General features: G+C 54.9%; 16 protein-coding genes. 9 read left to right on the top strand and 7 right to left on the bottom strand.

Going from position 1 to position 24411, the window contains the following annotated elements; genetic code table 11:
- Positions 1–206: 206 nt before the first annotated feature.
- On the top strand, positions 207–1172 hold the full coding sequence (locus tag LT85_RS24675) for a LysR family transcriptional regulator (protein ID WP_038494378.1): 966 nt from the start codon (positions 207–209) through the stop codon (positions 1170–1172).
- A 55-nt stretch (positions 1173–1227) separates the two neighbouring features.
- Here the strand turns inward: LT85_RS24675 and gntK are convergent, their stop codons facing one another.
- Entirely contained in the window at positions 1228–2784 is a 1557-nt protein-coding gene (gene gntK, locus LT85_RS24670) for a gluconokinase (protein ID WP_038494375.1), read from the bottom strand.
- A 378-nt stretch (positions 2785–3162) separates the two neighbouring features.
- Here gntK and LT85_RS24665 point away from each other — a divergent pair, with 378 nt between their 5' ends.
- Both LT85_RS24665 and LT85_RS24655 read left to right on the top strand, forming a co-directional pair.
- Positions 3163–4197, top strand: a complete 1035-nt coding sequence (locus LT85_RS24665; protein WP_038494372.1) for a LacI family DNA-binding transcriptional regulator — start codon at positions 3163–3165, stop codon at positions 4195–4197.
- 244 nt (positions 4198–4441) lie between these two features.
- Positions 4442–6568, top strand: coding sequence for a DUF7024 domain-containing protein (locus LT85_RS24655; protein WP_038494366.1), 2127 nt, complete (start codon positions 4442–4444; stop codon positions 6566–6568).
- A 248-nt stretch (positions 6569–6816) separates the two neighbouring features.
- Here the strand turns inward: LT85_RS24655 and LT85_RS24650 are convergent, their stop codons facing one another.
- The 3 genes from LT85_RS24650 to LT85_RS26930 all read right to left on the bottom strand — a co-directional run bounded on the left by LT85_RS24650 (position 6817) and on the right by LT85_RS26930 (position 8061).
- Positions 6817–7128 (bottom strand): hypothetical protein, encoded by a 312-nt coding sequence (locus LT85_RS24650; RefSeq protein WP_052135448.1) that lies wholly within the window; start codon positions 7126–7128, stop codon positions 6817–6819.
- Positions 7129–7172: 44 nt separating this feature from the next.
- The gene (locus LT85_RS24645) at positions 7173–7631 is read right to left on the bottom strand and encodes an Lrp/AsnC ligand binding domain-containing protein (RefSeq protein ID WP_038494360.1); all 459 of its coding nucleotides are present in this window, start codon (positions 7629–7631) and stop codon (positions 7173–7175) included.
- Between the two features lie 115 nt (positions 7632–7746).
- Positions 7747–8061: a hypothetical protein gene (locus tag LT85_RS26930; protein WP_172656921.1), complete on the bottom strand. Its 315-nt coding sequence runs from the start codon at positions 8059–8061 to the stop codon at positions 7747–7749.
- Between LT85_RS26930 and putA the strand changes: the two genes are divergently transcribed.
- Complete coding sequence (putA, locus tag LT85_RS24635; RefSeq protein ID WP_038494354.1) at positions 7943–11671, top strand: trifunctional transcriptional regulator/proline dehydrogenase/L-glutamate gamma-semialdehyde dehydrogenase; 3729 nt, start codon at positions 7943–7945, stop codon at positions 11669–11671. The two genes, LT85_RS26930 and putA, sit on opposite strands and share 119 nt — an antisense overlap.
- Positions 11672–11811: 140 nt before the next feature.
- Here putA and LT85_RS25695 read toward each other — a convergent pair whose 3' ends face one another.
- A complete protein-coding gene (locus LT85_RS25695; protein ID WP_052135447.1) occupies positions 11812–13680 on the bottom strand; it encodes a DUF3300 domain-containing protein in 1869 nt (622 codons plus the stop codon).
- Positions 13681–13986: 306 nt separating this feature from the next.
- On the opposite strand from LT85_RS25695, the gene LT85_RS24625 reads away from it, so the two are divergent.
- The gene (locus tag LT85_RS24625; protein WP_038494351.1) at positions 13987–16008 is read left to right on the top strand and encodes an AsmA family protein; all 2022 of its coding nucleotides are present in this window, start codon (positions 13987–13989) and stop codon (positions 16006–16008) included.
- A gap of 68 nt (positions 16009–16076) precedes the next feature.
- Here the strand turns inward: LT85_RS24625 and LT85_RS24620 are convergent, their stop codons facing one another.
- Both LT85_RS24620 and LT85_RS24615 read right to left on the bottom strand, forming a co-directional pair.
- Positions 16077–17378: an aspartate carbamoyltransferase gene (locus LT85_RS24620; protein ID WP_038494348.1), complete on the bottom strand. Its 1302-nt coding sequence runs from the start codon at positions 17376–17378 to the stop codon at positions 16077–16079.
- Between the two features lie 847 nt (positions 17379–18225).
- The gene (locus LT85_RS24615) at positions 18226–19113 is read right to left on the bottom strand and encodes a LysR family transcriptional regulator (protein WP_038494345.1); all 888 of its coding nucleotides are present in this window, start codon (positions 19111–19113) and stop codon (positions 18226–18228) included.
- Between the two features lie 148 nt (positions 19114–19261).
- Here LT85_RS24615 and LT85_RS24610 point away from each other — a divergent pair, with 148 nt between their 5' ends.
- From LT85_RS24610 to LT85_RS24595, 4 genes are all read left to right on the top strand, one after another.
- Complete coding sequence (locus LT85_RS24610; protein WP_038494342.1) at positions 19262–20788, top strand: CoA-acylating methylmalonate-semialdehyde dehydrogenase; 1527 nt, start codon at positions 19262–19264, stop codon at positions 20786–20788.
- Between the two features lie 192 nt (positions 20789–20980).
- Positions 20981–22606, top strand: coding sequence for a GMC family oxidoreductase (locus tag LT85_RS24605; protein ID WP_038494339.1), 1626 nt, complete (start codon positions 20981–20983; stop codon positions 22604–22606).
- 213 nt (positions 22607–22819) lie between these two features.
- Positions 22820–23590 carry an ABC transporter ATP-binding protein gene (locus LT85_RS24600; protein WP_038497471.1) on the top strand — a complete coding sequence of 257 codons (771 nt, stop codon included), beginning with the start codon at positions 22820–22822 and terminating at the stop codon, positions 23588–23590.
- Entirely contained in the window at positions 23590–24345 is a 756-nt protein-coding gene (locus LT85_RS24595) for an ABC transporter ATP-binding protein (protein WP_052135446.1), read from the top strand. Before LT85_RS24600 ends, LT85_RS24595 begins: the two co-directional genes overlap by 1 nt.
- Positions 24346–24411 lie beyond the last annotated feature (66 nt).

The following is a 24411-nucleotide window of genomic DNA, read 5'->3' as shown; positions in this document are numbered from 1 at the left end:
TTCGCGTCTGCAACGATTTTATATATCAGACATAATCTAGCCTGATATGCGGTTTATGCGGCAATGCAATATTTTTGTGTATCTTGAAATCTGTCATTGTGTTTTCATATAACAGTTATAAAATCTGTGAATATTGCTTTCAGACTAAATAATTTCCACCGCATCTCGCCCAAGAACACACAACAAAACACACGATAAATCCGACCATGAGTTTTTTAACGCTTGATTTGAATTTGCTGCGCGTCTTCGATGCCGTCATGACCGAGCAAAACCTGACCCGTGCAGCCAGCCGGCTGGCGATGACGCAGCCGGCGGTATCGAACGCCTTGAAACGCCTGCGCGATACGCTCAACGACGAATTGCTGATTCGCACCGCGCACGGCGTCAAACCGACCCAACACGCCGAAGAATTATGGCCGGTGGTGCGGCGCGCATTGACCGACCTGGAAACGGCTATCACGCCCGAGACTTTCGATGTCTCGCGCGCCCACACGACTTTCCAGATGGCGATGGCGGACGCTACCGCCGCGCTGTGGCTACCGGCGCTGGTGCGCACCATCGAGCGCAACGCGCCGCAAATGAATCTCCGCATGGTGCCGCTGACCACGCGCGACCCGCGGCAAATGCTGCTGCGTGGCGACGTCGACCTGGCAGTCGGTTTTTTCCCGGGAGTTGCTGCGCAACTGGCGGGAGGCCAGACTACCAGCGCCTCGCCGATTCACCATGAGCGGCTCTACACCGGCGAATATGTCTGCGTGATGCACAAGGATCATCCGCTGGCCAACCAGGTGCTGACCCTGGATAACTACTGCGCGTCGCATCATTTGCTGGTGAGTTTTTCCGGCCGTGCGCACGGTTTGATCGACGAGACCCTGGCGGCGATGGGACGCGAGCGGCGCATCCTGCTGACCGTGAACCAGTTCTTTACGGCTGGCCGGGTAGTCTCCAGTTCCGATTTGCTGACGGTGTTGCCGCGTCACCTGATCGGCGCGACCGGCATGACGGACGTGCTGGTGGCGCGCGAGCTGCCCTTCCCAACGCCGGCAGTCCATGTCGACATGTTGTGGCACGAAAGGGATGCGCGCAACCCGGCGCATAAATGGCTGCGCGGACACCTGAGCGAAACCGCGCACGAGAAATTCAACCTGATCGACCCGGAAGACGAAGACTAAATTAAGCCGCTGGCGGATAGGGCGCAATGCCTGTCCGCCCCGCACACAATTCTCGCTAGAATTTTTTTGCCGCAGTTTCGCGCTGAAACTGCGACAACTCCCTGTACTGCTGCTCCAGCAACTTCGGAATCGCTTCGTAGATCGGCCACAGACGGCGGTACAGCGCGACATTCTCCGGATTGGGCAAATGCCGGTGTGTGGCGCCCACCATGCCGCCGATGGCATCCAGCGAATCGATTTTGCCCAGGCCGTACAAACCCAGCACCGCGGCGCCCAGGCAAGACGATTCCACACTTTCCGGCACCACCACTTCACGTTCGAAAATATCCGCCATCATTTGCCGCCATAGCGCCGACCGGGCAAAGCCGCCGGTCGCCATCATGCGTGTGGTCGGTCCGATCAGGTCTTCGACTGCGGGCAAAATACTGTACAGGCTGAAAATGACGCCTTCCAACGCGGCCCGGATCATATGCTCCTTGCCATGGTGCGTCGCCAGCCCGATGTAGGAGCCACGGGCATCTGCATTCCACAACGGCGCCCGCTCACCAGCCAGATAGGGATGAAACAACAAGCCTTCGGCACCGGCCTGCACGCCCTCTGCTATCTTGGTCAAGGCGTCATATGGATCGCTTCCGGCCAGCTTGGCGGCCGCCGATTCAGTGGTAGCCAGCTCCTCACGCACCCAATGGAAAATGCTGCCGCCGTTGTTGGTGGGGCCGCCGACCACCCAGTGCCTGGCGGTCAGCGCATAACAAAACGTGCGCCCCGCAGGATCGGTCAGCGGTTTGTCGATCACGGTACGCATCGCGCCGGAAGTACCGATGGTGACGGCCACCTGGCCCGGACCGATGGCATTGACGCCCAGGTTGGACAACACGCCGTCATTGGCGCCAATCACAAACGGCGTGGCCGGCGACAGACCCAATTGCTGCGCGATAGCCGGCGACAGGCCGGTCAGATGATGCGTGGTGGGGACCAGCGTCGACAATTGCACGGGGCTGATACCGAGCAGGGCCAGCGCACCGTCATCCCAATCCAGCTGCTGCAGGTTGAACATACCGGTTGCCGAGGCTATCGAATGATCGACCAGCCATTCTCCAAACAAGCGGTACAGCACATATTCCTTCATGCCGACGAAACGTGCGGTACGGGCAAACAGTTGCGGCTGGTCGTGCCGCAGCCACATGATCTTGCACAGCGGCGACATCGGATGAATCGGCGTGCCCGTGCGTCGGTAGATTGCGTTGCCGTCCAGCTCGTCGCGGATCCGGATGGCCCACGCGCCGGCGCGGTTGTCGGCCCAGGTGATGCTGTTGCTCAGCAGATTTCCATCCTTGTCGACCGCAATCACGCTATGCATGGCGGCGCTGAAGGATACCAGCGCGATCCGGCCGGCATCGACACGGCTGGCGCTGACGGCGTTACGGATCGCGGTCAGCACCGCTTCATAAATCTGCACAGGATCCTGCTCAGCCATGCCAGGCGTAGTACAGAGCAGGGGATATTCCACTGCATGCTGCGCAACGATTTTGCCCTGGGTAGTAAACAACACCGCCTTGGTGCTGGTGGTGCCGATATCTACGCCGAGCATGTATTCTGGCTGGTCTTGCATGAACGTCCTCTTAATCGATGAATCATTGACGAGACGGCTGCTGCGGAACTGGCTTTGGATCGGGTTTTGGATCAGCTTCAGCCGTCTATTCTAGTACTTGTGCAGTACTTGCCGAAGCGAGATGATACAACACATGTTAGCGCTAACATTGTATCTTCAAGTAAATCTGAAGCTAAGCTACTGGAGCAGATAGTATCCTTACTCCAAGGAAACCATAACTATCAAACGCGGCTTGCGTGTAACATTGGACGTTCTAGTTAAACGGACAAGATTTCGCTGCCGATGCCGCTGTCAAGCCGGTCTGCCGAAAACAAGTAAAACAAAATAGCCTCAGGCAAACGACCAAGTGCATAGAGACCACAACCATTCCATTGTCCAATGAACAGTCCGGAACTCAAACAACCACGTCATAGCCGCGCTAGCGGCAGGGTAACAATCGTCGATGTCGCACGCCTGGCGCGGGTCAGCCCGATGACAGTATCGCGGGCACTGAAAACGCCGACGCTGGTGCAATTGGAAGCGCGCGAGCGGATTACCGCCGCGATCAAGCAACTCGGCTACGTACCGAACCAGGCCGCCAGTACGCTTGCCTCGGCTAAATCGCAGGTGATCGGCGTCATCGTGCCATCGCTCAGCAATTCGGTGTTCGTCGAAACCTTGACCGGGATTCGCGACAGCTTGAACCAGCATGGTTATAAATTCCTGATCGGTGAAAGCGGTTATTCGCCGGACAAGGAGAGCCAGTTGATCAGTACCTACCTGGCGCACGCGCCGGATGGTTTCCTGTTGAGCGGGATAGAGCAGCAAGATACGCTACGCGAACAACTGGCGACGCACAATGTGCCGGCAGTGCGCATGTTCGACATCAATCCTGAAGGTTGCGATGTCGCGGTGGGCTTTTCGCATGAAGAGGCCGGCTACAGCATCGCCCGCCATCTGATTGAGCGCGGCTACCGCCGCCCGGGTTTTCTCGGTGCCCAGCTCGATCCGCGCATGATGAAACGGCGCCACGGCTATCGCCGGGCGCTGGCCGAAGCCGGCCTGAACGACAGCATAGAAGTCCTGACGCCTGCGCCGTCGACAGTCGAACTCGGCACCAAGATGCTGGGCCAGATCTTGCAACAGACGCCTGATTGCGATGCGGTTTTTTGCTGCAATGACGACTTGGCGCTTGGCGTGCTGTTTGAATGCCAGCGCCGCGGCCTGTCAGTCCCGGGCCAGATGGCGATCGCCGGCTTCAACGACTTGCCCTGGTCGGCCTACGCTAATCCGGGCATCACCACTATCGTCACGCCACGCTACGACATCGGCTTCACTGCGGCGCAATTGCTGATCAAGATGCTCAGGCGTGAAGCCGTGGAAAAAACCAGCGTCGATCTCGGCTTCCGGCTGGCGATACGTAGCAGTACCTGAGCGGGCAGGAGCGTTCCTGAAAAAGCAGTGGCGACGTCGGTGTTCTCCGTCGTCGCCATTTTCATATCCGGTGAATTGCCATGGATGTGGTCAACATTCCTCGGTCTATACTCGGCCTATAATTCAACCGACGAAGAAATGTACAAGCTTGGTCACGGCCACAAAACTCCCGAATGGATCAGATTGGCTGAGGCGTTCCATTCCGGGTACGTCACAATCGATTTCTTTAAATAAAATTTGAATAATGATAAAAAAAATAGAGCCCGCCACGCAAAGTACGAGCTATTACTTCTTCTTGATAGCCATCGGCATGCTATCTATCTATTTTTTCTTCTATCAACAAATAAATTCCCATTTTTCCTGGATTTTTGGCGGCGATTACGACGCCGTGATTGAAGCAGTTCTGGTGTCCCACTGGTATCGCGTTTTTGAATTCAACCAGGCCTGGAACCAGCCTCTGTATTTTTACCCTTACCAAGACATTCTTGGATATAACGATGGCTACTTTCTTTATGGAGTAATTGGGATTCCATATCGTCTGTTGGGATTCGATCTGCTGGTCACTCAGGAATTGGTGCACATGACCGTCAAGGCCATCGGCTTTCTTTCAATGGCGACTCTGCTGGGGCGGCTGCAACAAAAAAATATCATCGCGCTGTTGGGCGCTGCGTTGTTCACTTTGTTTCTCAGTTCATCTGCACGTGCTGAACATGCGCAATTGTTCAGCGTCGCGTTTTTACCATTGCTGGCTTTTCTTTTGCTTGAAACCGTGCAAAGCGTTTTTTCAAGCAAGCGGAAAGCCATGCTTTTGTACAGCACAGCGTTTTCCTTGCTGTATGGCGCCATGCTGATCACAGGCTTTTACATGGCCTGGTTTTTTGGACTGTTTTTAATAATTTGCATCATTTTCTATGCTTATTTTGATTTCGGGAAGATGAAGACATTTTTCAATCTCGCCCTTTCTTCGAAATGGCAAATTGTTTTGATTGCGTCGATTTTCCTGTTCGCGATAGCCCCTTTTCTGTACGTCTATTTGCCAAAATTAAAGGAGACGGGAGGTCAAGGTTATGACAGTCAGATTTTTTACAGTCTTCACTATCTTGATATTCTTAACTACGGCAAAGGCAGTTTGCTGTGGGGGCGGCTCTTTGAATTTATCGACAACCGTTTTCCGGGAATGTGGCGGCCTGGAGAATATCAAGTCGGGTTCACCCCGGATGTCTTTATACTGGCCATATTCATCATCTTTAGCCTGATTTTAAAAAAAACCAGCGCTAGTCCGCGCTGGTTCAAGGTCCTCGCTTGCGCAACCTTGCTTGCAATGCTGCTACCGCTCTCGTTTTCGGGTCATTCGCTGTGGTTCTTCGTTCGTTCATTGGTCCCAGGGGGCCGCGGCTTGCGTGTCATTGCCAGGTTCTATATTTTCCTGGCATTCCCAGTCTCCATTTTGATCGCGGTATATTTTTCCAACCTATGGACGCTGTTTAAAAAATTCAGGATGCCAATCTTCGCCTTGCTATCGCTGGTTTGTCTCGGCCAGATTAATGTGCACAAGGAAGTCGGCCTGGAAGTAAAAAAACACATGGCAATGGTGAACAACGCGGCGCCGTCTTCCAAGGAATGCACTTCCTTTTTTGTCACCAACCCGGTGCCAAAATCAGGCGATTTCATTTCGAGTTTGTATGGACAGAATGTGCAAGCGATGCTGCTTTCAGATACGTTCGGCATCCCGACGCTGAATGGTTTTGCCACCTTCAATCCGCCGGACTGGATATTTGAAGACAGGCCCATGTATGTTTATCGCGTGGGAAACTATGTCAGTAGTCACAATCTGCAGGGCGTCTGCGAATACGATATCGGCAATAATAAATGGCTCACTCCGGGAGAAATAAATTATCTCTCCGAAACGGCCGGCTACCAATTTGGGGAAGCAGTTTCATTTTCAAAAGATGGCACAGGTGAGAAATTTATCCTGGATGGCTGGTCGCCGGCCGAGGATTGGGGCAGATGGACTGGTGCGCGAACCGCCAGTTTAATCATGCGGGTTGCGGCTGCCGAGGGCAGCGCCATCGACCTTGAATTCAACTCTCGTGCTTTTCTTGTACCGACGCATCAAACATTGAATGTCCTTGTTTTCGTCAATGACCAGAAACTTGGTACATTCAAATATCAATACCCCCTTGATGCAGCCGACAGTGTGCGAACGGTAAAGATTCCTGGTGACCTGGTTGCGAAGAGCAAAGGTCTGCTCAAGATCGAATTTGAAATGGAAAACCCGGTTTCTCCTGCTTCCCTGGGTTTAAGTGCCGACAGCCGCAACCTGGGACTCGGCTTGACCGGATTAGCGCTGCGCTCAAGCTCTAGTCAGTAGCGCCATATTGGCCAAGCGCCTGTCTTGGCCATCCGCGATAACAAGACCTGCGGTTATTTCTTTTCCCACGGCCTGACGCATTGCTGTTGCGCTTCATCCCACTGGTATCCGGCAGAAGGAATACACCCATGCGCATCGCGGTCGCTGCCTGGCATGGCAGCTGGCGGCGGGCTTGTGCAGGCTGTCATCAGAACAGTCACGAGCACAGCCGGTACCAAAAATAATATTCTCATCGTCACCCCAGATAATCAACCGCGCCGCACCCAGATCACCTTGCCGGCGGCGATACCCAAGGTCCGCCGCGCTTCCCGGTAATCCATTGTCCCTGCAAACTGCTCGCCATCACGCTCGCCGATGCGCCATAGGCATCCGCTCAGCTGCGCAATGGCCTGCTGTTCGGTCTTGCCGATCAGCGCATTGTCATCTTGTTTGTCCGCCGCACATCCTTCAGCTGAATTAACCGCGTGCGGGTCGGATTGGGGAGCCGGGGCCGGGTCAGCCATGTTGGCACATCCTTGCAGGGCGGCGAAACATGCCGCCGCCAATATCAGTCGATTCATTGTGGTTCTCACTTATCATGCTCTGGTAGATTGTTCGCCGCGTTTCAGCGGATAGGCAATTTGGTCGTGTGCTTGACCTCTTCCATCACTGCATAGGTATGCGTCTCGCGCACGCCTTTGAGCTGCAGTAGCGACTTGCCGAGAAATTCGCGGTAGGCGTTCATGTCCTTGACCCGCGCCTTGACCAGGTAATCGAAACCGCCGGCCACCATGTGGCATTCCAGCACCTCGGGGATGATCTGCACGCTTTGGCTAAAGGCTTCGAATACTTCCGGCGTGGTGCGGTCCAGCACTACCTCGATGAACACCAGCAGCGCGACGTCCAGCAACTGCGGATTAAGCTGGGCGCTGTAGTGCAGGATGTAGCCGGCATCCTGCAACTTGCGCACGCGTTCGAGGCAGGCGGCGGGCGACAAGTTGACGCGGGCCGAGAGGTCGACATTGCTGATGCGACCATCATTTTGCAGTTCGGCCAGGATTTTCTTACTGATCTTGTCAAGCATGCGCACTCTTCCGAAAAATTTTATTCGGTTAAATTTTCTCACCAATAACAAAATTTTGATAGCAGGCATTATTACCAGAATTAATCCATGCCGATGCCGCCTACAATCGAACAACTCAGCTTTCCTGGAAGGCTAGAAGAATCATTGAAAGCAATGCTTGCCGGCAAACTGAACGCCGGGCGGCGATGTTGCATTTCCCGCCACACATTGCGCAGGAAATCCCGGCATTGCCGCCAGGCGTCGGCTTGCCGGCAGCTTGCTTGAAAACATAGCAAGTTGACAAAACAAATACCCTTACCGAGACAATCGCCATGCCGCCGCTACAGCCCGCATCCCAGCCGTCCAGCAGTACTCCCTCACCATTCAGCACCGCCTTCACCGCTTTCCACGCCGAGATGATGGCCGACGCCACGCCGCTGCGCGCCGCCATTACCGCTGCTTATCGCCGCGACGAAACGCTGGCCGTGCAATGGCTGCTGTCGCAAGTGCAGACCAGCGCCAGTTCGTATGCCGCCAGCCAGGCGCTGGCGCGCAAGCTGGTGCAGGCAGTACGTGAAAAGCGCACACGCGCATCGGGCGTGGACGCCTTGATGCATGAGTTTTCACTGTCGTCGGAAGAAGGCGTGGCCTTGATGTGCCTGGCAGAAGCCCTGTTGCGCATTCCCGATCACCAAACCGCCGACCGTCTGATCGCCGACAAGATCAGCAAGGGCGACTGGCGTAGCCATCTGGGTGAATCGCCATCGCTGTTCGTCAATGCAGCTACCTGGGGCTTGCTGATTACCGGCAAGCTGGTCTCCACCAATAGCGAAAGCGGGCTGGGTTCGGCGCTGACCAAACTGATCGGCCGCGGCGGCGAGCCGCTGATTCGCAAAGGTGTCGATGTTGCCATGCGTATGCTAGGCAACCAGTTCGTCACTGGCCAGACCATCGCCGAAGCCTTGAGCAACAGCCGCGACAACGAAAAGCGCGGCTATCGCTATTCGTACGACATGCTGGGCGAAGCGGCGCTGACCGAAGAAGATGCGGCGGCTTACTACCGTTCTTATGAAGATGCGATCCATGCCATCGGCAAGGCCTCGGCCGGACGCGGCATCAAGCAGGGGCCAGGCATCTCGGTCAAGCTGTCAGCGCTGCATCCGCGCTATTCGCGCGCGCAACGCCAACGCACCATGCAAGAACTGTTGCCGCGCCTGAAGCAGTTGCTGCTGCTGGCCAAGCAATACAACATCGGCCTCAACATCGACGCCGAAGAAGCGGACCGCCTGGAACTGTCGCTGGACCTGATGGAAGCGCTGGCCTTCGATGCCGATCTGGCCGGCTTCGAGGGTATCGGTTTCGTGGTGCAGGGGTATCAGAAACGCTGTCCTTTTGTAATCGATTACCTGGTCGACCTGGCGCGCCGCAGCGGCCGCAAGTTCATGGTGCGGCTGGTCAAGGGCGCGTATTGGGATTCTGAAATCAAGCGTGCGCAAGTCGACGGCCTGCCTGGCTTCCCTGTCTATACACGCAAGGTTTACACCGACGTTTCTTACCTGACTTGCGCGCAGAAATTGCTGGCGTCCACCGATGTGATCTATCCGCAGTTTGCAACGCACAACGCACATACGCTGGCGACCATCTATAGCTGGGCCAAGGAAAAAAACATCACAGATTATGAGTTCCAGTGCCTGCACGGCATGGGTGAAACCTTGTACGACCAGGTAGTCGGAAAAGACATGCTGGACAAGCCATGCCGGATTTATGCGCCGGTCGGTTCACATCAAACCTTGCTGGCCTATCTGGTGCGCCGCTTGCTGGAAAACGGCGCCAACTCTTCCTTCGTCAACCAGATCGTCGATGAAAATGTCTCGATCGATTCACTGATCGCCGATCCGCTGCAAGCCGCACAGCAACTGGGCGGCGAGCCGCATCCACAGATTTCCCTGCCGCCTGCGATGTTTGGCGCGGAACGCAAGAATTCGGCCGGTCTTGATTTGAGCAACGAAGAAGTATTGCGCCAGGTCGATAGCGCTTTCAGCGTTTTCGGCCAGCAGCAATGGCATGTCACGCCATTGTTGAGCGATCCGCAAACCTACGATCAGTCCGCACGTCCGGTGCTGAATCCGGCGGATCATCGCGATGTAGTCGGCAGTGTAGTCGAAGCCAGCGTCGGCGATGTCGATAAAGCCCTGTATGCGGCCAGCGTCTACGCCATGGATTGGCAAACCCTGCCGCCGGCGGAGCGCGCCGAAAAACTCGATTGTTCGGCAGCGCTGTTTGAAGAACATCAGATGGAACTGATTGCACTGGCCATCCGGGAGGCAGGGAAATCGCTGCCTAACGCCATCGCCGAAGTGCGCGAAGCGGTTGATTTTCTACGCTATTACGCGGCGCAGGTCCGCCACACGCAAAATGCGCTGGCGCTGGGGCCGGTCGTCTGCATCAGCCCGTGGAATTTCCCGCTGGCGATTTTTGTAGGTGAAGTCAGCGCTGCGCTGGCGGCAGGGAATGTGGTGCTGGCCAAGCCAGCGGAACAAACCCCGCTGATCGCCGCACGTGCGGTGCAACTGATGCATGAAGCGGGCGTGCCGCATGCGGCTTTGCAATTTTTACCGGGACAGGGCGATACCGTCGGCGCCACGCTGACGGCCGATCCACGCGTCAAGGGCGTGATCTTTACCGGCTCGACGGAAGTCGCGCAGATCATCAACCGCACACTGGCAAAACGCGCTTTGGAAGAGTCGGTGGACTTGCCGCTGATCGCTGAGACGGGTGGCCAGAACGCCTTGATCATGGATTCCAGCGCCTTGCCGGAACAAGTGGTGCAAGACGTGCTGAGTTCGGCCTTCGACAGCGCAGGCCAGCGTTGCTCGGCGTTGCGCGTGCTGTGCCTGCAAAACGATATCGCCGACCGCACCTTGCATATGCTCAAGGGCGCCATGCAGGAACTGCGGGTTGGCAATCCGGATCGCCTGGTGACGGATATCGGGCCGGTGATCGATGCCGAAGCACAAGGTCAATTGCTGGCGCACATCGAAAAAATGCGCAGCACCGCCAAGAATTTTTTCCAGTTGCCGCTGCCGCCAGAGCAAGCCAATGGCACTTTTGTGGCGCCAACGCTGATCGAAATCGGTTCGATGTCGGAACTGAAACGCGAAGTATTCGGCCCGGTATTGCACGTGCTGCGTTACGCCCGCAATGAACTGCCGCAACTGATCGAGGCGATCAACGGCAGCGGTTACGGCCTGACGCTGGGCATCCATTCGCGTATCGATGAAACCATCGATTACATCGTCGGCCACGCCCACGTCGGCAATATTTATGTGAACCGGAATATCGTCGGCGCGGTGGTCGGCGTGCAGCCGTTCGGCGGCGAAGGAAAATCCGGCACCGGCCCCAAGGCTGGCGGCCCGCTTTACCTGAAGCGCCTGCAGCGCAATCCTTCGGTGTCGCTGGGAGCGCACACGATTCATGCGCCGAATGCCGATGCAACCATCGACACGCCGGTCCTGCAAGCCTTGCTGGGCTGGGCCAAGACCCACGGTCATCAGCGGATTGCGGCGCTCGGCGAAGAATACATGCACGCCAGTTGGCTCGGCACTTCGCTGGTGTTGCCTGGCCCGACGGGCGAACGCAACAGCCTGTCGTTTGCGCCGCGTGGTGCAATTCTGTGCAGCGCAGATAATGTCGGCGCCATGCTGAATCAACTGGCTGCGGTGTTTGCCACCGGTAATTTCCCCGTCGTCGAAAAGACGTCTGCGGCGATGATACCGGACGGTTTGCCGAAATCGGTGCGCGCGTCCATCCGTATGGTCGACACGCTCGACGCCGACGGCCACTCCTTGCGCCTGCAACTGGCCCTGGTGGACGGCGCAGGCACCTTGCGCTTGCGTCCTTTGCTGACGGCGCTGAGTGAAAGATCCGGCGCGCTGGTGCCTTTGCTGGAAACCTCGGAATACGCTTCGATTCCGCTATGGCGCTTGCTCGCCGAACGTGCTGTCTGCGTCAACACCACGGCCGCCGGCGGCAATGCCAGCCTGATGACTTTGCAAGCGTAAAACACTTCACCAATGTCAATGTAGTTGATACGCCTCGTGTGCAATAAAAAAGCTGGCTGAACTTAAGTTCAGCCAGCTTTTTTTATCAAAGACATCAAGTACTAAAGAAATCCAGCCGCCCGGATTTCTTTCCCATCTGCTTATTTATGTTCGTCCCGCTTGTCGGGATGCCCGTTGCCACCGTCGTGATGCACCTCGTGATTTTGCTGCGGCGGCGCTGGATGCGGCGCCTGCATCTGTGGTTGTGGCTGTGGCCGCGGTTCCGGCCGTGGCTGGGGCTGTGGTTGTGGCTGCGGACGTATTTGCGGCTGTGGTTGTGGACGATTGAACGCAGCTGGCGGAGCGGGTGCCGGCCTGTTCATTTCCTGATGCATCTGCTGGCCACCGTTAGGCCTGTTCTCGAACTGCTGAGGCGGTCGGTTTTGCACATTTTGCGGTACGGGGCTTGGCTGCGGCTTGACCATCGGAGCGGGAGCAGGGGCCGGGCGGTTAAACTCAGGCCGCGGCTGGTTACCACCAAAAGGATGCTGGTTCAAATTCACCGGCGGCCTTTCACCACCCAGGTTTCGTTGCATGGCAGGAGTATGGCTCAAGGCGTTTTGCTGCAAATGGTTCGGCACCGGATTGCCATTCTGTCCTGGCTGGCCAAAACCCGGCCGCGCCAGCTGATTCGCGCTGGCAGCAGCAGACGGGCCGCCGGCTTGCGGAACCTTGCCGAAATTAGGCCGTGTCATGTGGTTGAAATCCGGCTGCGGATGGTTAGGCCGTGGCCCGCCAGCAAACGGCGCGGCATTCGGCCCAGGATGCTGTTGCTGCGAATTTCCCTGTGGTGCGAAATTAGGTCGGGCCACATTAGGCTGGGCCATGTTCGGCCGGGCTGCGCTGAAATTCGCCGCGCCCCCGCCCGGCTGGCCGCCAGGACGGCCATTGGGAAAGGCCTGGTTGTTGGCCTGCCCGGGTCCGAAATTATTCCGCGTATTGTTGTTGATGACGGTGCTGTTGTTATAGTTGTTGGTCACACGGTTAATGATCGTGGTGGAACGCGACACATAAGTGTTGTTGTTATACACCACCGCCGGCCGGTGCCAACCACCGCCGCCTCCACCGCCGTTCCAGTTGCCGCCTCCGCCACCACCGCCCCAATGCATACCCCAGGAATGCCAGCCCCAGCCGTGATTCTCGATCACGGCGCCGACGGCAACCCCCAAGCCAAAGGTAAGTACGCCAGCCGTAATGATTTCACCCGGCGGGTAATAGACTGGTGGCGGTTCGTAGTAATAACCCGGATAGACAGGTAGCGGCTCACCATACACCACGCCTGGATTGTAGGCCGGCACGTAGACCACATCGGGTTCAGCCGGCTCGATCACATAGGTTTGCGGAGGCGGCGGAATCACTTCCGGGCCGTCATAGATCGGCGGTTCATCAGGCGGCGGCGCGTAGCCGCTCGGCGGCTCTTCCTGCACCCGCGGCGCGACAGCAATCCGCTGCTGCTTGCTGTTCTTCAGATTGCCGCTGGCGGCGGCGCGCTGGCGCATCACCTGGATCGCGTTCATGACGTCCGTCGGATCGTTGACATAGGCATCGCCGAGCGCCGAGGTCCAAGGAATGTTATGTGCCATCTGATCCAGCACGCTAGGAAACTGCGTCAAGCCTTTGACGCTGACGTCCCATGGCTGCTGGTTGGCGGCGTCCTGCAACTGGTTGCCTTTCAAATTCTTGTTTTGCGCCAGCCAGTTGTCTGCCGCGCTTACCTGGTCGGGATAACTGGACGCAGCCAGCACTTGCGCCACCAGCTTGTCCGGGAATAAGGCAATCGGGCCTACCAGCTGATACAACTGATCAGCGGTTGGCGGTACATAGGCGGGAGCAGCTTGGGCTTGCGGCGCCGGCGGCACGGATGCCTGCGCCGGCGCGTCAAGTTTCTTGTCACAGCCGGCTAGCGACATCAGAGCGACGCAAATGGAAGCGCTCTGCAACAGCTTCATGGGTTTCTTATTGTTAGTCATTTTTTACTCCATACATCGGGAATGGACAGTGAATGTGCACTGTTTACAAGCTAGCACGGCAATTTGTATTGACTACACTGGGTTACAAACTCTTGCATGTCTCACAAACTGTAAGCCGTTGACGGGATTCGCCAATGTTTTGCGCTGTATTTTGTGTTAACGCCTGTAAACGATATCCCGATGACATACGTTGTACGTTGTGAACGGTGATTGCGTGACCCGGCTGAAATTGGTAAAGCACTAACTGACGAATCCGGAGGATACTTGTCGAATTGAACTTTTTAGCGTTGCCTACCTCACAAATCCATGACTATCTCTAAATTTCGTCCGGCAAAAATTTTCCTGTGGTCGATTGCTGCCCTGGCGGGGTTGATTGCCTTGTGCGTGGCGTTACTTCTTACCTTCGACTGGAATCGCGCCAAACCGTGGCTTAACCAGCGTGTCAGTGAGGCCACCGGCCGGCCGTTTGCAATTCGCGGCGACTTGTCGCTGACCTGGCAAGCATCGCAAACCGACCAGGATAGCTGGCGACGCTGGGTGCCGTGGCCACGCCTGAGTGCAAAAGACATCGTGCTCGACAATCCTGCCTGGGCCAAGACTGGACCGCACACGGCGGAAATCGGCCAGCTGACGTTTTCATTGAATCCCTTGCCGCTGCTGGCGCACCGCATCGTGGTGCCGTCTCTGGAGCTGGACTCTCCCATTGTCGCGCTGGAACGCAAGCCGGATGGCGACAATAACTGGACTTTCGCATCCAGCGGACCTTCAGCCTGGCAGATGGAACTGCAAAAGCTGGTACTCGCCAAGGGCACGGTGCGCCTGCTTGATCCCATCAGCAAAGTAGATATCAAAGCCGACATCGACAGCCTGCCAGCCATCACTACCGAAGGCTACGGCATCGGCTGGAAAGTCGCGGGTACCTTTAACAAAACGCCCGTCAGCGGCGACGGCAAGGCCGGCGCGGTGCTGTCTCTGCAAAACAGCAGCACGCCGTTCCCGCTGCAAGCCAATGTCCGCATCGGCAAAACATCGATTGGCGTAAAAGGGACGTTGACCAAGCCAAGCGACTTGGCCGCGCTCGACCTGCGCTTGAAACTGTCGGGCGCCAGCATGTCCAACCTGTATCCGCTGACCGGCATCGTGCTGCCGGCGACACCACCGTTTTCTACCGAAGGCCGGCTGATCGGCAAACTCAACAGCGCCGGCGGCGACTGGACTTACGATAGGTTCAGCGGCCGCGTCGGCTCCAGCGATTTATCCGGCACACTGGAATTTATTGCGCAAAAACCGCGGTCTTTGTTGAAAGGCACGCTGCTTTCCAACCAACTCAGGCTGGAAGACCTGGCGCCGCTGATCGGCGCCGACTCCAACGCCAGCAAAGCCAATCGCGGCGACGGTGCGGCGCAACCCGCCAACAAGGTGCTGCCGGTGGAGCAGTTCGATACGAGCCGCTGGGGCAGCATCGACGCCGACGTCAAGTTCACCGGGCGCAAGATCATTCGCGGCAAGGAGTTGCCGATCCAGGATCTGGTCGCCGATCTGCACCTGAAGGACAGTGTGCTGTCCCTTACCCCCTTGAATTTCGGCGTAGCCGGCGGCAACCTGATTTCGACCATCAAACTGGACGGCAACAACAAACAGATCAAGGCGGAGATGAAAATTTCGGCGCGCCATCTGAAAATCAAACAGTTGTTCCCGACCTTTGAATCGGCGCAGGCCAGCCTGGGCGAAGTGAATGGCGATGCGTCCCTGAGCGCCGTCGGCAATTCGGTTGCGACGCTGCTTGGCGCATCGAATGGCGAGCTGAAAACTGTGATCAACCAAGGCACTATCAGTAAATTCCTGCTGGAGGCCGCCGGCCTCAATATCGGCAATGTGGTGATTTCCAAACTGTTCGGCGACAAGCAAGTCAAACTAAACTGCCTGGCCAGCGATTTTGCGGTGAACAACGGGGTGATGCAGACGCGCACCTTTGTGATGGATACGGAGGACGCCGTCATCAACGTGCAAGGTCAAATCAACCTGGCCCAGGAAACGCTGGCGTTGCAGATCAAGCCCGAGAGCAAGGGTATGCGGATTTTCTCGCTTAGATCGCCGCTACACGTCACAGGCAGCTTTAAGAACCCTGACGTAGGGGTAGACAAGGGCATACTGGCTTTGAAGGCTGGCGGCGCGATTGCGCTGGGCATACTGGCGCCGGTGGCGGCAGTAATCCCTTTGATCAATATCACGCCGGCCCAGGAGAACGATTGCGCGGCTCTGCTGGCGCAGCAAAAGCAAAAACCGGTGGCGCCGCCGCCGGGCAAAACCAGCCGTCCAAAGAAATAAGCGCAAGTACAATTTCTTATCTATTCTCCCGCCTCCGGCCGTTGTTGTAACGGCCGGATCGGCAAATTTCAATCCAAACCGTCAAACGCCGCATCATCAGGCCCCACATGGTGGGGCGAACGCCAGGTCACGTCGCGCATCGAGTGCTGTACCTGGTTTTCCACGCCTAGCAAGGTCGCGAAAATCGCCATTCTTACCGGGATCCCGTTATCGGTCTGGCGAAAGATCGCCAGCCGTGGATCATGATTCATGTCTGTACTGAGGTCATTTGCCCCTGGCCGACCGTCGCGCGGCAGGGGATGCATGACGATGGTATCGGCACTGCAGGTGGCATTGATCAAGGCCTGATTAATCTGGAAATCCGGGGTATAGCCTTCGATCGCTTCATCTGCAAAGCGCTCTTTCTGAATTCGCGTTGCATAGACGATATCCGCGCCTTTCAAGCCGTGCGCCAATGAGGTCGAGGTTTCCACTACATGGCCGCCGCGGGCGATGCGTTCCAGGATGTGCGCTGGCATCTCAAGGCCGGTTGGCGCAATCAGGGTGAACCTGAGACCACAATACAGTGCCAGCAACTTGATCAGAGAATGCACCGTGCGTCCGTACTTCAGATCGCCGGCCATGACGATGTGAGCGCCGTCGACCAGTTTGCCCAAGCGGGAGAACTCGCGCTGGATGGTGTACAGGTCGAGAATCGCCTGGCTTGGATGCTCGCCTGGTCCGTCGCCGCCGTTAATCACAGGGATGTTGGTGGCGCGAGCGAATTCGTCCACGGCGCCTTGCTCCGGGTGGCGTACCACCAATGCGTCGACATAACCGCTGATAACCCGGCTGGTGTCGTAAATCGACTCGCCCTTGGTCATCGATGAGAAAGTAAAGCCGGTGGTATCGCACACCGAGCCACCCAGCCGGCAAAAAGCCGCACCAAAGCTGATACGCGTGCGCGTGCTGGCTTCAAAGAACAAATTGGCTAGTACGGCCCCCTCGAGGATGCGTGAGACCTTCTGGCGCCTTGCAATGGGCTGCATGATGTCAGCGACCCGGAACAGTTCTTCGAGCGAATCGCGTGAAAACTGATCTACAGAAAGCAATTGTGGTTTGCCGTCATGGCCGATACGTGAGCGGAGCGGTGTGTTCGGATCAGGGATATATACGCTCTGCGTATTACTTAATTCGACCAAACTACCATGCAAAATTTCACTGACAAATTTTGTCACAATGTCTGGCATAACCCTGAATTCACCAGATGTTTCGGGCAAAATCCAAGTATCCAGCGCGCGCTTTCGGATGCCAATCCGGTCCGAAAAATTTTCTCTGGTCAGGTTAAGGCGACGCATCGCATCGCGAAGAAAAGTCTGCTGATCGATCATTCGCTTCTCCTTTATATACGCTTTGCGTACATTAAAGGATAGCATTTCACTTGTCTAGATTTTTCGCATCCCACTGCGATGCCCATTTTTTACGCAGATAACGATTTTTTTTGGAACTAAGACATTTATTGCTTTAAAAGCATTAAAAATGTCTTGTTTTCGTCATTTTGTGGATAAACCTGTGGAAATCCTGTTTTCTCATTGTGAATATCGTACTTAGTTTTCCACAGACGACTTTTTATCCAAGAATTATTCTGCTGTGATACACCGATTACCAAGCGTTTATCCAAGTAGTAAGTCATTGAATGAACGGTCAAATTCTTGGTTATCCACAGAAAAGCAGGACGTTAACTACTATTACTATTTATATATATAAATCTTTAAATACAAAACCGAAAAGCTTTTTCTTTTGAAGTTGTCTTAAAAAAAACAATTTCAGAATTGAGGTTAGAAAAGCAATTTTTATGAAAAAAAACGGTGTTTTCTCAAGAAAGGCTTTTAACAAAGTAAAAGAAAAATCGACACAGAAAGGTAATTTAGAAGAACTGCAAAAATGCAACTGTGGATAAGTCTTTGGATAACTATAGGAATCCAATGTGCATAAGCGAAGCTGTTATTCACAACCCTATTTTTATCCAAGAAATGTTCTTTCCAGATACAAGGTTTACTCAGCGCTTATCCAAGTTGTAAGTGATTGAATGAATAGTCAAATTTCGACTTATCCACAGAAAAGCAGGGTGTTAACTATTACTACTATTCATATATATAAATCAGTAAACGTAAACACGAAGAGGCGAGAAAACTGAAAAAAGGGTGAATGTACCCCTCAAAACCAGCTTTCAGAAGATCAGGTTTTCCAGATTGTTTTCAATATGGCAAAGACTGCGGCAATAACCGGTTCATCTTTACGTTTATCCAGTGTAATAAACGAAAGTTCTGTCGATAAATTGACCGTGTCGGAAATGACCAGGCCATGCGCATGCGCTTCACGCAATGCAATTGATTCTCTGACAAGTGAAAGTCCGACGCCGGATTTCACTAGGTCTAGCATTGATGGTTCCTGGTCAACCAAGGCAACTTTATTCGGAATAACTTTATATTGTGCAAACGTTTTACTGAGTAAACGATGATGTGCCGACTCTGGCGGTGTCCAGATCCAAGGAAGTTTTGCCAAAGCAGGCCAGTCTTTTCCGGAAATCCGGCTTTTCCAACCGGACGGTGCAAGCACGCAGTAAGTAAATTGTGTCAATGTCAGGCGGTGAAAACTCTTGTTTGGCGTACCAAGGTAGTAGCCGACATCGAGATGGCCAGACTTGATTTGCTGCAAAACATCGCCTGACATGCTGTGCTGTAATTGTGTAGAAAGCTGTGGATAACTTTCGACAAGTCGCTGGAGAAAAGCCCCTAGACGGATAAATTCCGGATCGAGAATGGTGCCGATCGCGAGTTTTCCACTCAATATTTTTGAGTTTCCTGGATGTAAGCTGGCGGCTTGTTGGCGTAGTTCGGACATGACGGCAATTGCACGTTCTGCAAAAGGCAGTAACTTGATGCCTTCGTCGGTTAACGCCATGCCGCTGGGGACGCGAATGAATAATTGGAGGTTCAGGCTGGTTTGCAACGATTTGATTTGCAGGCTGACCGCCGGTTGGGTGACATGCAGCAATTCAGCTGCTCGTGTCAGATTTCCTTCACGGGCAACCGTGACGAAAGCGCGAAGTTGGGTGAGGTCCATTTGCTTAAATTTTCATCATGATGGGTTGATTATTAGTAATCCTTATAATGGTGTTGATCATAACTCATTGGATTGTTGGTATGGCTAACGATATTCTGGGCAAAAAATACGACGTAAATCCAACCCGGACCCAACCAAAGGAATCCTTATGACTACCTCATCAAGCTCCACCCCTCTGATTCAACATTACATCAACGGCAAAGTGACTGAATCGGCCAGCGGCCGCCAGCAAGATGTTTTCAATCCGGCGACCGGCGCGGTTTCCGCCCGGGTTGTGTTGGGTAGCATCGAGGAAGTGAACGCAGCGGTTGCCGCGGCATCTGCAGCGGCGCCGGCCTGGGCAGATACCGCACCGCTAAAGCGTGCACGGGTGATGTTCAGGTTCAAGGAATTGATGGAGCAAAATCATGATGCATTGGCAGCCGCGATCACGCGTGAGCATGGCAAGGTGTTTTCCGATGCCAAGGGAGAGGTCACCCGCGGTATTGAAATCGTCGAGTTTGCATGTGGCGCACCGCAACTGTTGAAGAGCCAATTTACAGACAATATCGGCGGTGGTATCGATAACTGGAATCTGCGCCAGCCGCTTGGCGTTACCGTCGGAATTACGCCTTTCAATTTTCCGGTGATGGTGCCGCTGTGGATGGCGCCGATGGCGATTGCGACCGGCAATACGTTCATCTTGAAGCCGTCGGAACGCGATCCGTCAGCTTCGCTGATGATGGCGGACTTGTTCAAGCAAGCGGGCTTGCCGGATGGCGTATTCAATGTGGTGCAGGGCGACAAGCTGGCGGTGGATACCTTGCTGCAGCATCCTGACGTCAAGGCAGTGTCCTTCGTCGGATCCACACCGATTGCAGAATATATTTACCAGGAAGGCGCCAAGCGCAAAGGCGCATATCCATTGCGGGTGCAAGCGTTGGGCGGCGCCAAGAATCATCTGGTGGTGATGCCGGATGCGGATCTGGACCAGGCTGTGGATGCCTTGATGGGTGCGGCGTATGGTTCAGCCGGCGAACGTTGCATGGCGATCTCGGTTGCTGTCGCGGTAGGCAATGTTGCAGATAAATTGATTGAGGCTTTGATTCCGCGCGTCAAGGCTTTGAAGGTCAAGAATGGCATGGAAGCCGATGCTGAAATGGGGCCGGTGGTCACCGCTGTGCATAAGGAAAAAATAGAAGGCTATATCGAGAGCGGCGTCGCTGCCGGCGCCAGGTTGCTGGTCGATGGCCGTGGTTTGAAAGTACCGGGTCTGGAGCAGGGCTTCTTCCTTGGCGGATCGTTGTTTGACGGGGTTACGCCGGAAATGAAAATCTACCAGGAAGAGATTTTCGGCCCGGTCCTGTGCATTGTGCGGGTTCCCGATTTTGCATCTGCAGTGAATCTGATTAACGCACATGAATTCGGTAATGGCGTGGCGCTGTTTACATCCGACGGCAATACGGCACGCGAATTTTCACGTCGGGTAGAAGTCGGTATGGTTGGCGTCAACGTGCCTATTCCCGTGCCGATGGCGTGGCATTCGTTCGGCGGCTGGAAGCGCTCGTTGTTTGGCGATGCGCATGCCTATGGCGAAGAAGGCGTGCGGTTTTATACGCGTTACAAATCGATCATGCAGCGCTGGCCGCAGACGATTTCAAAGGGAGCGGAGTTCACCATGCCGGTCGCTAAATAAATAGTATAAATGATATAAATAATTATTTAATTATTTGAAAATCCTGTCAACAAAAAGCACATAGCGCATGGAGAAAATCTTAAGAATATCTTTTGATTTTTTTCATGCATTCCGTAATTTTAACGGGCAGGTTTTTTCTGTTTTTGAATAAAAATTACAAGAAAAAAATCACATAAAAATAGAAAGAGGCGCATGGAATCAGCGGGTAAGTATGACTACATCATCATCGGTGCGGGGACTGCCGGTTGTGTGCTGGCTAATCGTTTGACGCAGGATAGTTCGGTCAGGGTGCTGCTGATTGAAGCGGGCGCAAAGGACGATTACATCTGGATCCATATTCCGGTCGGCTACCTGTATTGCATCAATAATCCCCGCACCGACTGGTTGTACCGGACTGAACCTGATGTCGGTTTGAATGGCCGCAGTTTGCTTTATCCGCGCGGTAAAGTATTAGGCGGAAGTTCTTCTATCAACGGCATGATATACATGCGTGGCCAGGCTCGTGATTATGATCAATGGGCACAGCTGACGGATGATCCTTCATGGCGCTGGGAGCAGGTGCTGCCGCTGTTTAAAAAGAGCGAGGATCACTATAACGGCGCCAATGAATTCCATGGCGCAGGCGGCGAATGGCGCGTGGAAAAACAGCGTCTCTCATGGAAAATACTAGACGCATTCCAGGACGCAGCAGCGGAAACCGGTATTCCTAAAATCGATGATTTCAATCGTGGCGATAATGAAGGATCCGGCTATTTCGACGTCAATCAAAAGCGCGGTATCCGCTGGAATGCATCGAAGGCTTTTTTACGTTCTGCGGCGCGGCGCGGCAACCTGGAGATCATGACCGGCTGTCAGGTCAAGCGCCTGATGCTTGAGCGTGGCGAGCAGGGGCTGGTGTGCAAAGGCGTTGAGTTTTCTGGCGGAGGCAAGGAATGGAATGCCGAGGCAGATCGCGAAACGTTGCTAAGTGCGGGTGCTGTCGGCTCACCGCATATTTTGCAGCTGTCGGGTATCGGTCCGGCAGCTTTATTGCAGCAGCATCAGATTCCTGTGATGCAGGATACGCCGGGCGTCGGCGAGAACCTGCAAGACCATTTGCAGATCCGCATGGCGTTCAAAGTCAGCGGCGTCAGCACCTTGAATACGATGAGCAGCAGCTGGTTCGGCAAGGCTAGAATCGGCATGGAATATCTGCTGACCCAGAGCGGCCCGATGTCGATGGCGCCTTCGCAGCTGGGAGCGTTTGCCAAGTCGGATCAGGGGCAAGCAACGGCTAATCTGGAGTATCACGTACAGCCGTTATCGCTGGAAAAGTTCGGTGATCCTCTGCATGCATTTCCAGCCTTTACCGCCAGTGTTTGCAATCTGCGGCCGACTTCGCGCGGCCATGTGCGGATTGGCTCTGGCCTAGGGGAGAGCACACCTAAGATTACATTGAATTACCTGGCGACCGATGAGGACCGTAAAGTCGCGGCGGCTTCGGTATTATTAACCCGCAAAATCGTTGCTGCGCCGGCCCTGAAAAAATTCGCTCCTGAAGAATTCAAACCTGGCCTGCAATATCGTACCGAGGAAGATTTGATCAAGGCAGCCGGGGAAGTCGGCACCACGATCTTCCATCCCGTGGGGACTTGCAAGATGGGTCGAGCGGACGACAGGATGGCCGTGGTTGACAGCAAATTGCGAGTCAAGGGGGTAGGGGGCTTGCGTGTGGTTGATGCCTCTGTGATGCCGACTATCACCTCCGGTAACACTAATTCACCGACCCTGATGATTGCTGAAATGGCGGCAAAGTTCATCCGGGAAGAGCGCTCGTGATATTTGGGCTTGTTATGCGGCTTGTTGTACGTTTTAAATTATTTTGTAAGACATGACGGATTTTCCTCTCATTTTTTGTATAGTATTTCTACGTATTGCCCCGTTAGAGTGGCGCCGGTAGTATCCGTAAAAAATATAAGGCTGATAAGGTGGCTGCCATGTCATCCGTCAGCGCGGGATGTTCCGAACAAAGCAACATCAATGGGAGACCAGATGACCGACATCATCTTGGAGACAAAAAACCTGACGAAGGAGTTCAGGGGGTTTACGGCCGTCAATGCCGTCAACCTGCAGGTTGAGCGTGGCCATATCCATGCGTTGATTGGTCCTAACGGCGCCGGGAAAACGACTTGCTTCAATTTACTGACTAAATTCCTGATTCCGACTTCCGGCCAGATCCTGTTCAATGGCCGCGACATTACCGCTGATGCCCCGGCCCAGATCGCGCGTCAGGGCATCATCCGTTCATTCCAGATATCGGCAGTGTTTCCGCACCTGAGCGTGATGGAGAACGTGCGTATCGGCTTGCAGCGCACGCTTGGCACTTCCTATCATTTCTGGAAGAGCGGCAAATCGCTGGGGCAGTTGAACCAGCGCGCCATGGAATTGCTGGCCGAAGTCGACCTCACTGAGTTTGCCAATACCCTGACAGTCGATCTGCCCTATGGCCGCAAGCGGGCGCTGGAGATAGCTACTACGCTAGGCATGGAGCCGGAACTGATGTTGCTGGACGAGCCGACGCAGGGCATGGGCCATGAGGATGTAGATCGGGTCACGGCGCTGATCAAGAAAGTTTCTGTCGGCCGCACGATCCTGATGGTGGAACACAATATGAACGTGGTGTCCGGCATCTGCGACAAAATCAGCGTGCTGCAGCGTGGCGCGATGCTGGCGGAAGGGCGTTACGAGGAAGTCTCGAAGAATCCGCTGGTCATGGAAGCCTATATGGGCACCACGACCGAAGCACTGGTGGGAGCGCATTGATGTCTGCTGTTCATTCTTCATCAAGCCATGCGGCCGTTGCCGGCAATGGCGCAGTAGCGCTCAGTATCGAAAATCTGCAAGCCTGGTACGGCGAATCGCACATTTTGCATAACGTGAACCTGAGCGTGCACACGGGCGAGGTGGTGACGCTGCTGGGCCGCAACGGGGCCGGCCGCACTACCACCATGCGCGCGATCATGGGCTTGACCGGTGCGCGCCAGGGCTCGATCAAGATTGGCGGCGTCGAGACTATCGCGCTGCCGACCTACAAGATTGCGCATCATGGCGTCGGTTATTGTCCCGAAGAACGCGGGATATTTTCTTCGCTTTCGACCGAGGAAAACCTGTTGTTGCCGCCGTCTTTATCGATGACCGAAAAGGGCATGTCGGTAGAGGAAATCTACGACATGTTTCCCAACCTGAAAGAGCGCAGGAACAGCCAGGGCACACGGCTTTCAGGCGGTGAGCAGCAGATGCTAGCGGTTGCGCGGATATTACGCACGGGTGCGCGGCTGCTGCTGCTCGACGAGATTTCCGAAGGCCTGGCGCCGGTGATCGTGCAAGCGTTGGCGCGCATGATTACGACCCTCAAATCCAAGGGCTATACGATCGTGATGGTGGAGCAAAACTTCCGTTTTGCGGCGCCGTTGGCGGACCGTTTTTATGTGATGGAGCACGGCCAGATCGTCGAGTCTTTTGCCTCGTCGCAGCTGGAAGAAAAGATGCCGGTGTTGAATGCTTTGTTGGGTGTGTAGATTTATGTAAGGGAGGTCCTGCGTTTGCAAGCTTGTAATGCGCGTGCAGGACAACGGGTCGTTTAC

Source organism: Collimonas arenae (assembly GCF_000786695.1).
Taxonomy (GTDB): Bacteria; Pseudomonadota; Gammaproteobacteria; order Burkholderiales; family Burkholderiaceae_D; genus Collimonas; species Collimonas arenae_A.
The sequence above is the reverse complement of the archived record's forward strand: the minus strand, read 5'-3'. Positions and strand labels throughout refer to the sequence as shown.

Bases quoted from the DNA above. Each gene is read 5' to 3' on its own strand.
- LT85_RS24675 (WP_038494378.1), top strand. From the start codon at position 207: ATGAGTTTTTTAACGCTTGATTTGAATTTGCTGCGCGTCTTCGATGCC.
- gntK (WP_038494375.1), bottom strand. From the start codon at position 2,784: ATGCAAGACCAGCCAGAATACATGCTCGGCGTAGATATCGGCACCACC.
- LT85_RS24665 (WP_038494372.1), top strand. From the start codon at position 3,163: ATGAACAGTCCGGAACTCAAACAACCACGTCATAGCCGCGCTAGCGGC.
- LT85_RS24655 (WP_038494366.1), top strand. From the start codon at position 4,442: ATGATAAAAAAAATAGAGCCCGCCACGCAAAGTACGAGCTATTACTTC.
- LT85_RS24650 (WP_052135448.1), bottom strand. From the start codon at position 7,128: ATGAATCGACTGATATTGGCGGCGGCATGTTTCGCCGCCCTGCAAGGA.
- LT85_RS24645 (WP_038494360.1), bottom strand. From the start codon at position 7,631: ATGCTTGACAAGATCAGTAAGAAAATCCTGGCCGAACTGCAAAATGAT.
- putA (WP_038494354.1), top strand. From the start codon at position 7,943: ATGCCGCCGCTACAGCCCGCATCCCAGCCGTCCAGCAGTACTCCCTCA.
- LT85_RS26930 (WP_172656921.1), bottom strand. From the start codon at position 8,061: ATGGCGGCGCGCAGCGGCGTGGCGTCGGCCATCATCTCGGCGTGGAAA.
- LT85_RS25695 (WP_052135447.1), bottom strand. From the start codon at position 13,680: ATGACTAACAATAAGAAACCCATGAAGCTGTTGCAGAGCGCTTCCATT.
- LT85_RS24625 (WP_038494351.1), top strand. From the start codon at position 13,987: ATGACTATCTCTAAATTTCGTCCGGCAAAAATTTTCCTGTGGTCGATT.
- LT85_RS24620 (WP_038494348.1), bottom strand. From the start codon at position 17,378: ATGATCGATCAGCAGACTTTTCTTCGCGATGCGATGCGTCGCCTTAAC.
- LT85_RS24615 (WP_038494345.1), bottom strand. From the start codon at position 19,113: ATGGACCTCACCCAACTTCGCGCTTTCGTCACGGTTGCCCGTGAAGGA.
- LT85_RS24610 (WP_038494342.1), top strand. From the start codon at position 19,262: ATGACTACCTCATCAAGCTCCACCCCTCTGATTCAACATTACATCAAC.
- LT85_RS24605 (WP_038494339.1), top strand. From the start codon at position 20,981: ATGGAATCAGCGGGTAAGTATGACTACATCATCATCGGTGCGGGGACT.
- LT85_RS24600 (WP_038497471.1), top strand. From the start codon at position 22,820: ATGACCGACATCATCTTGGAGACAAAAAACCTGACGAAGGAGTTCAGG.
- LT85_RS24595 (WP_052135446.1), top strand. From the start codon at position 23,590: ATGTCTGCTGTTCATTCTTCATCAAGCCATGCGGCCGTTGCCGGCAAT.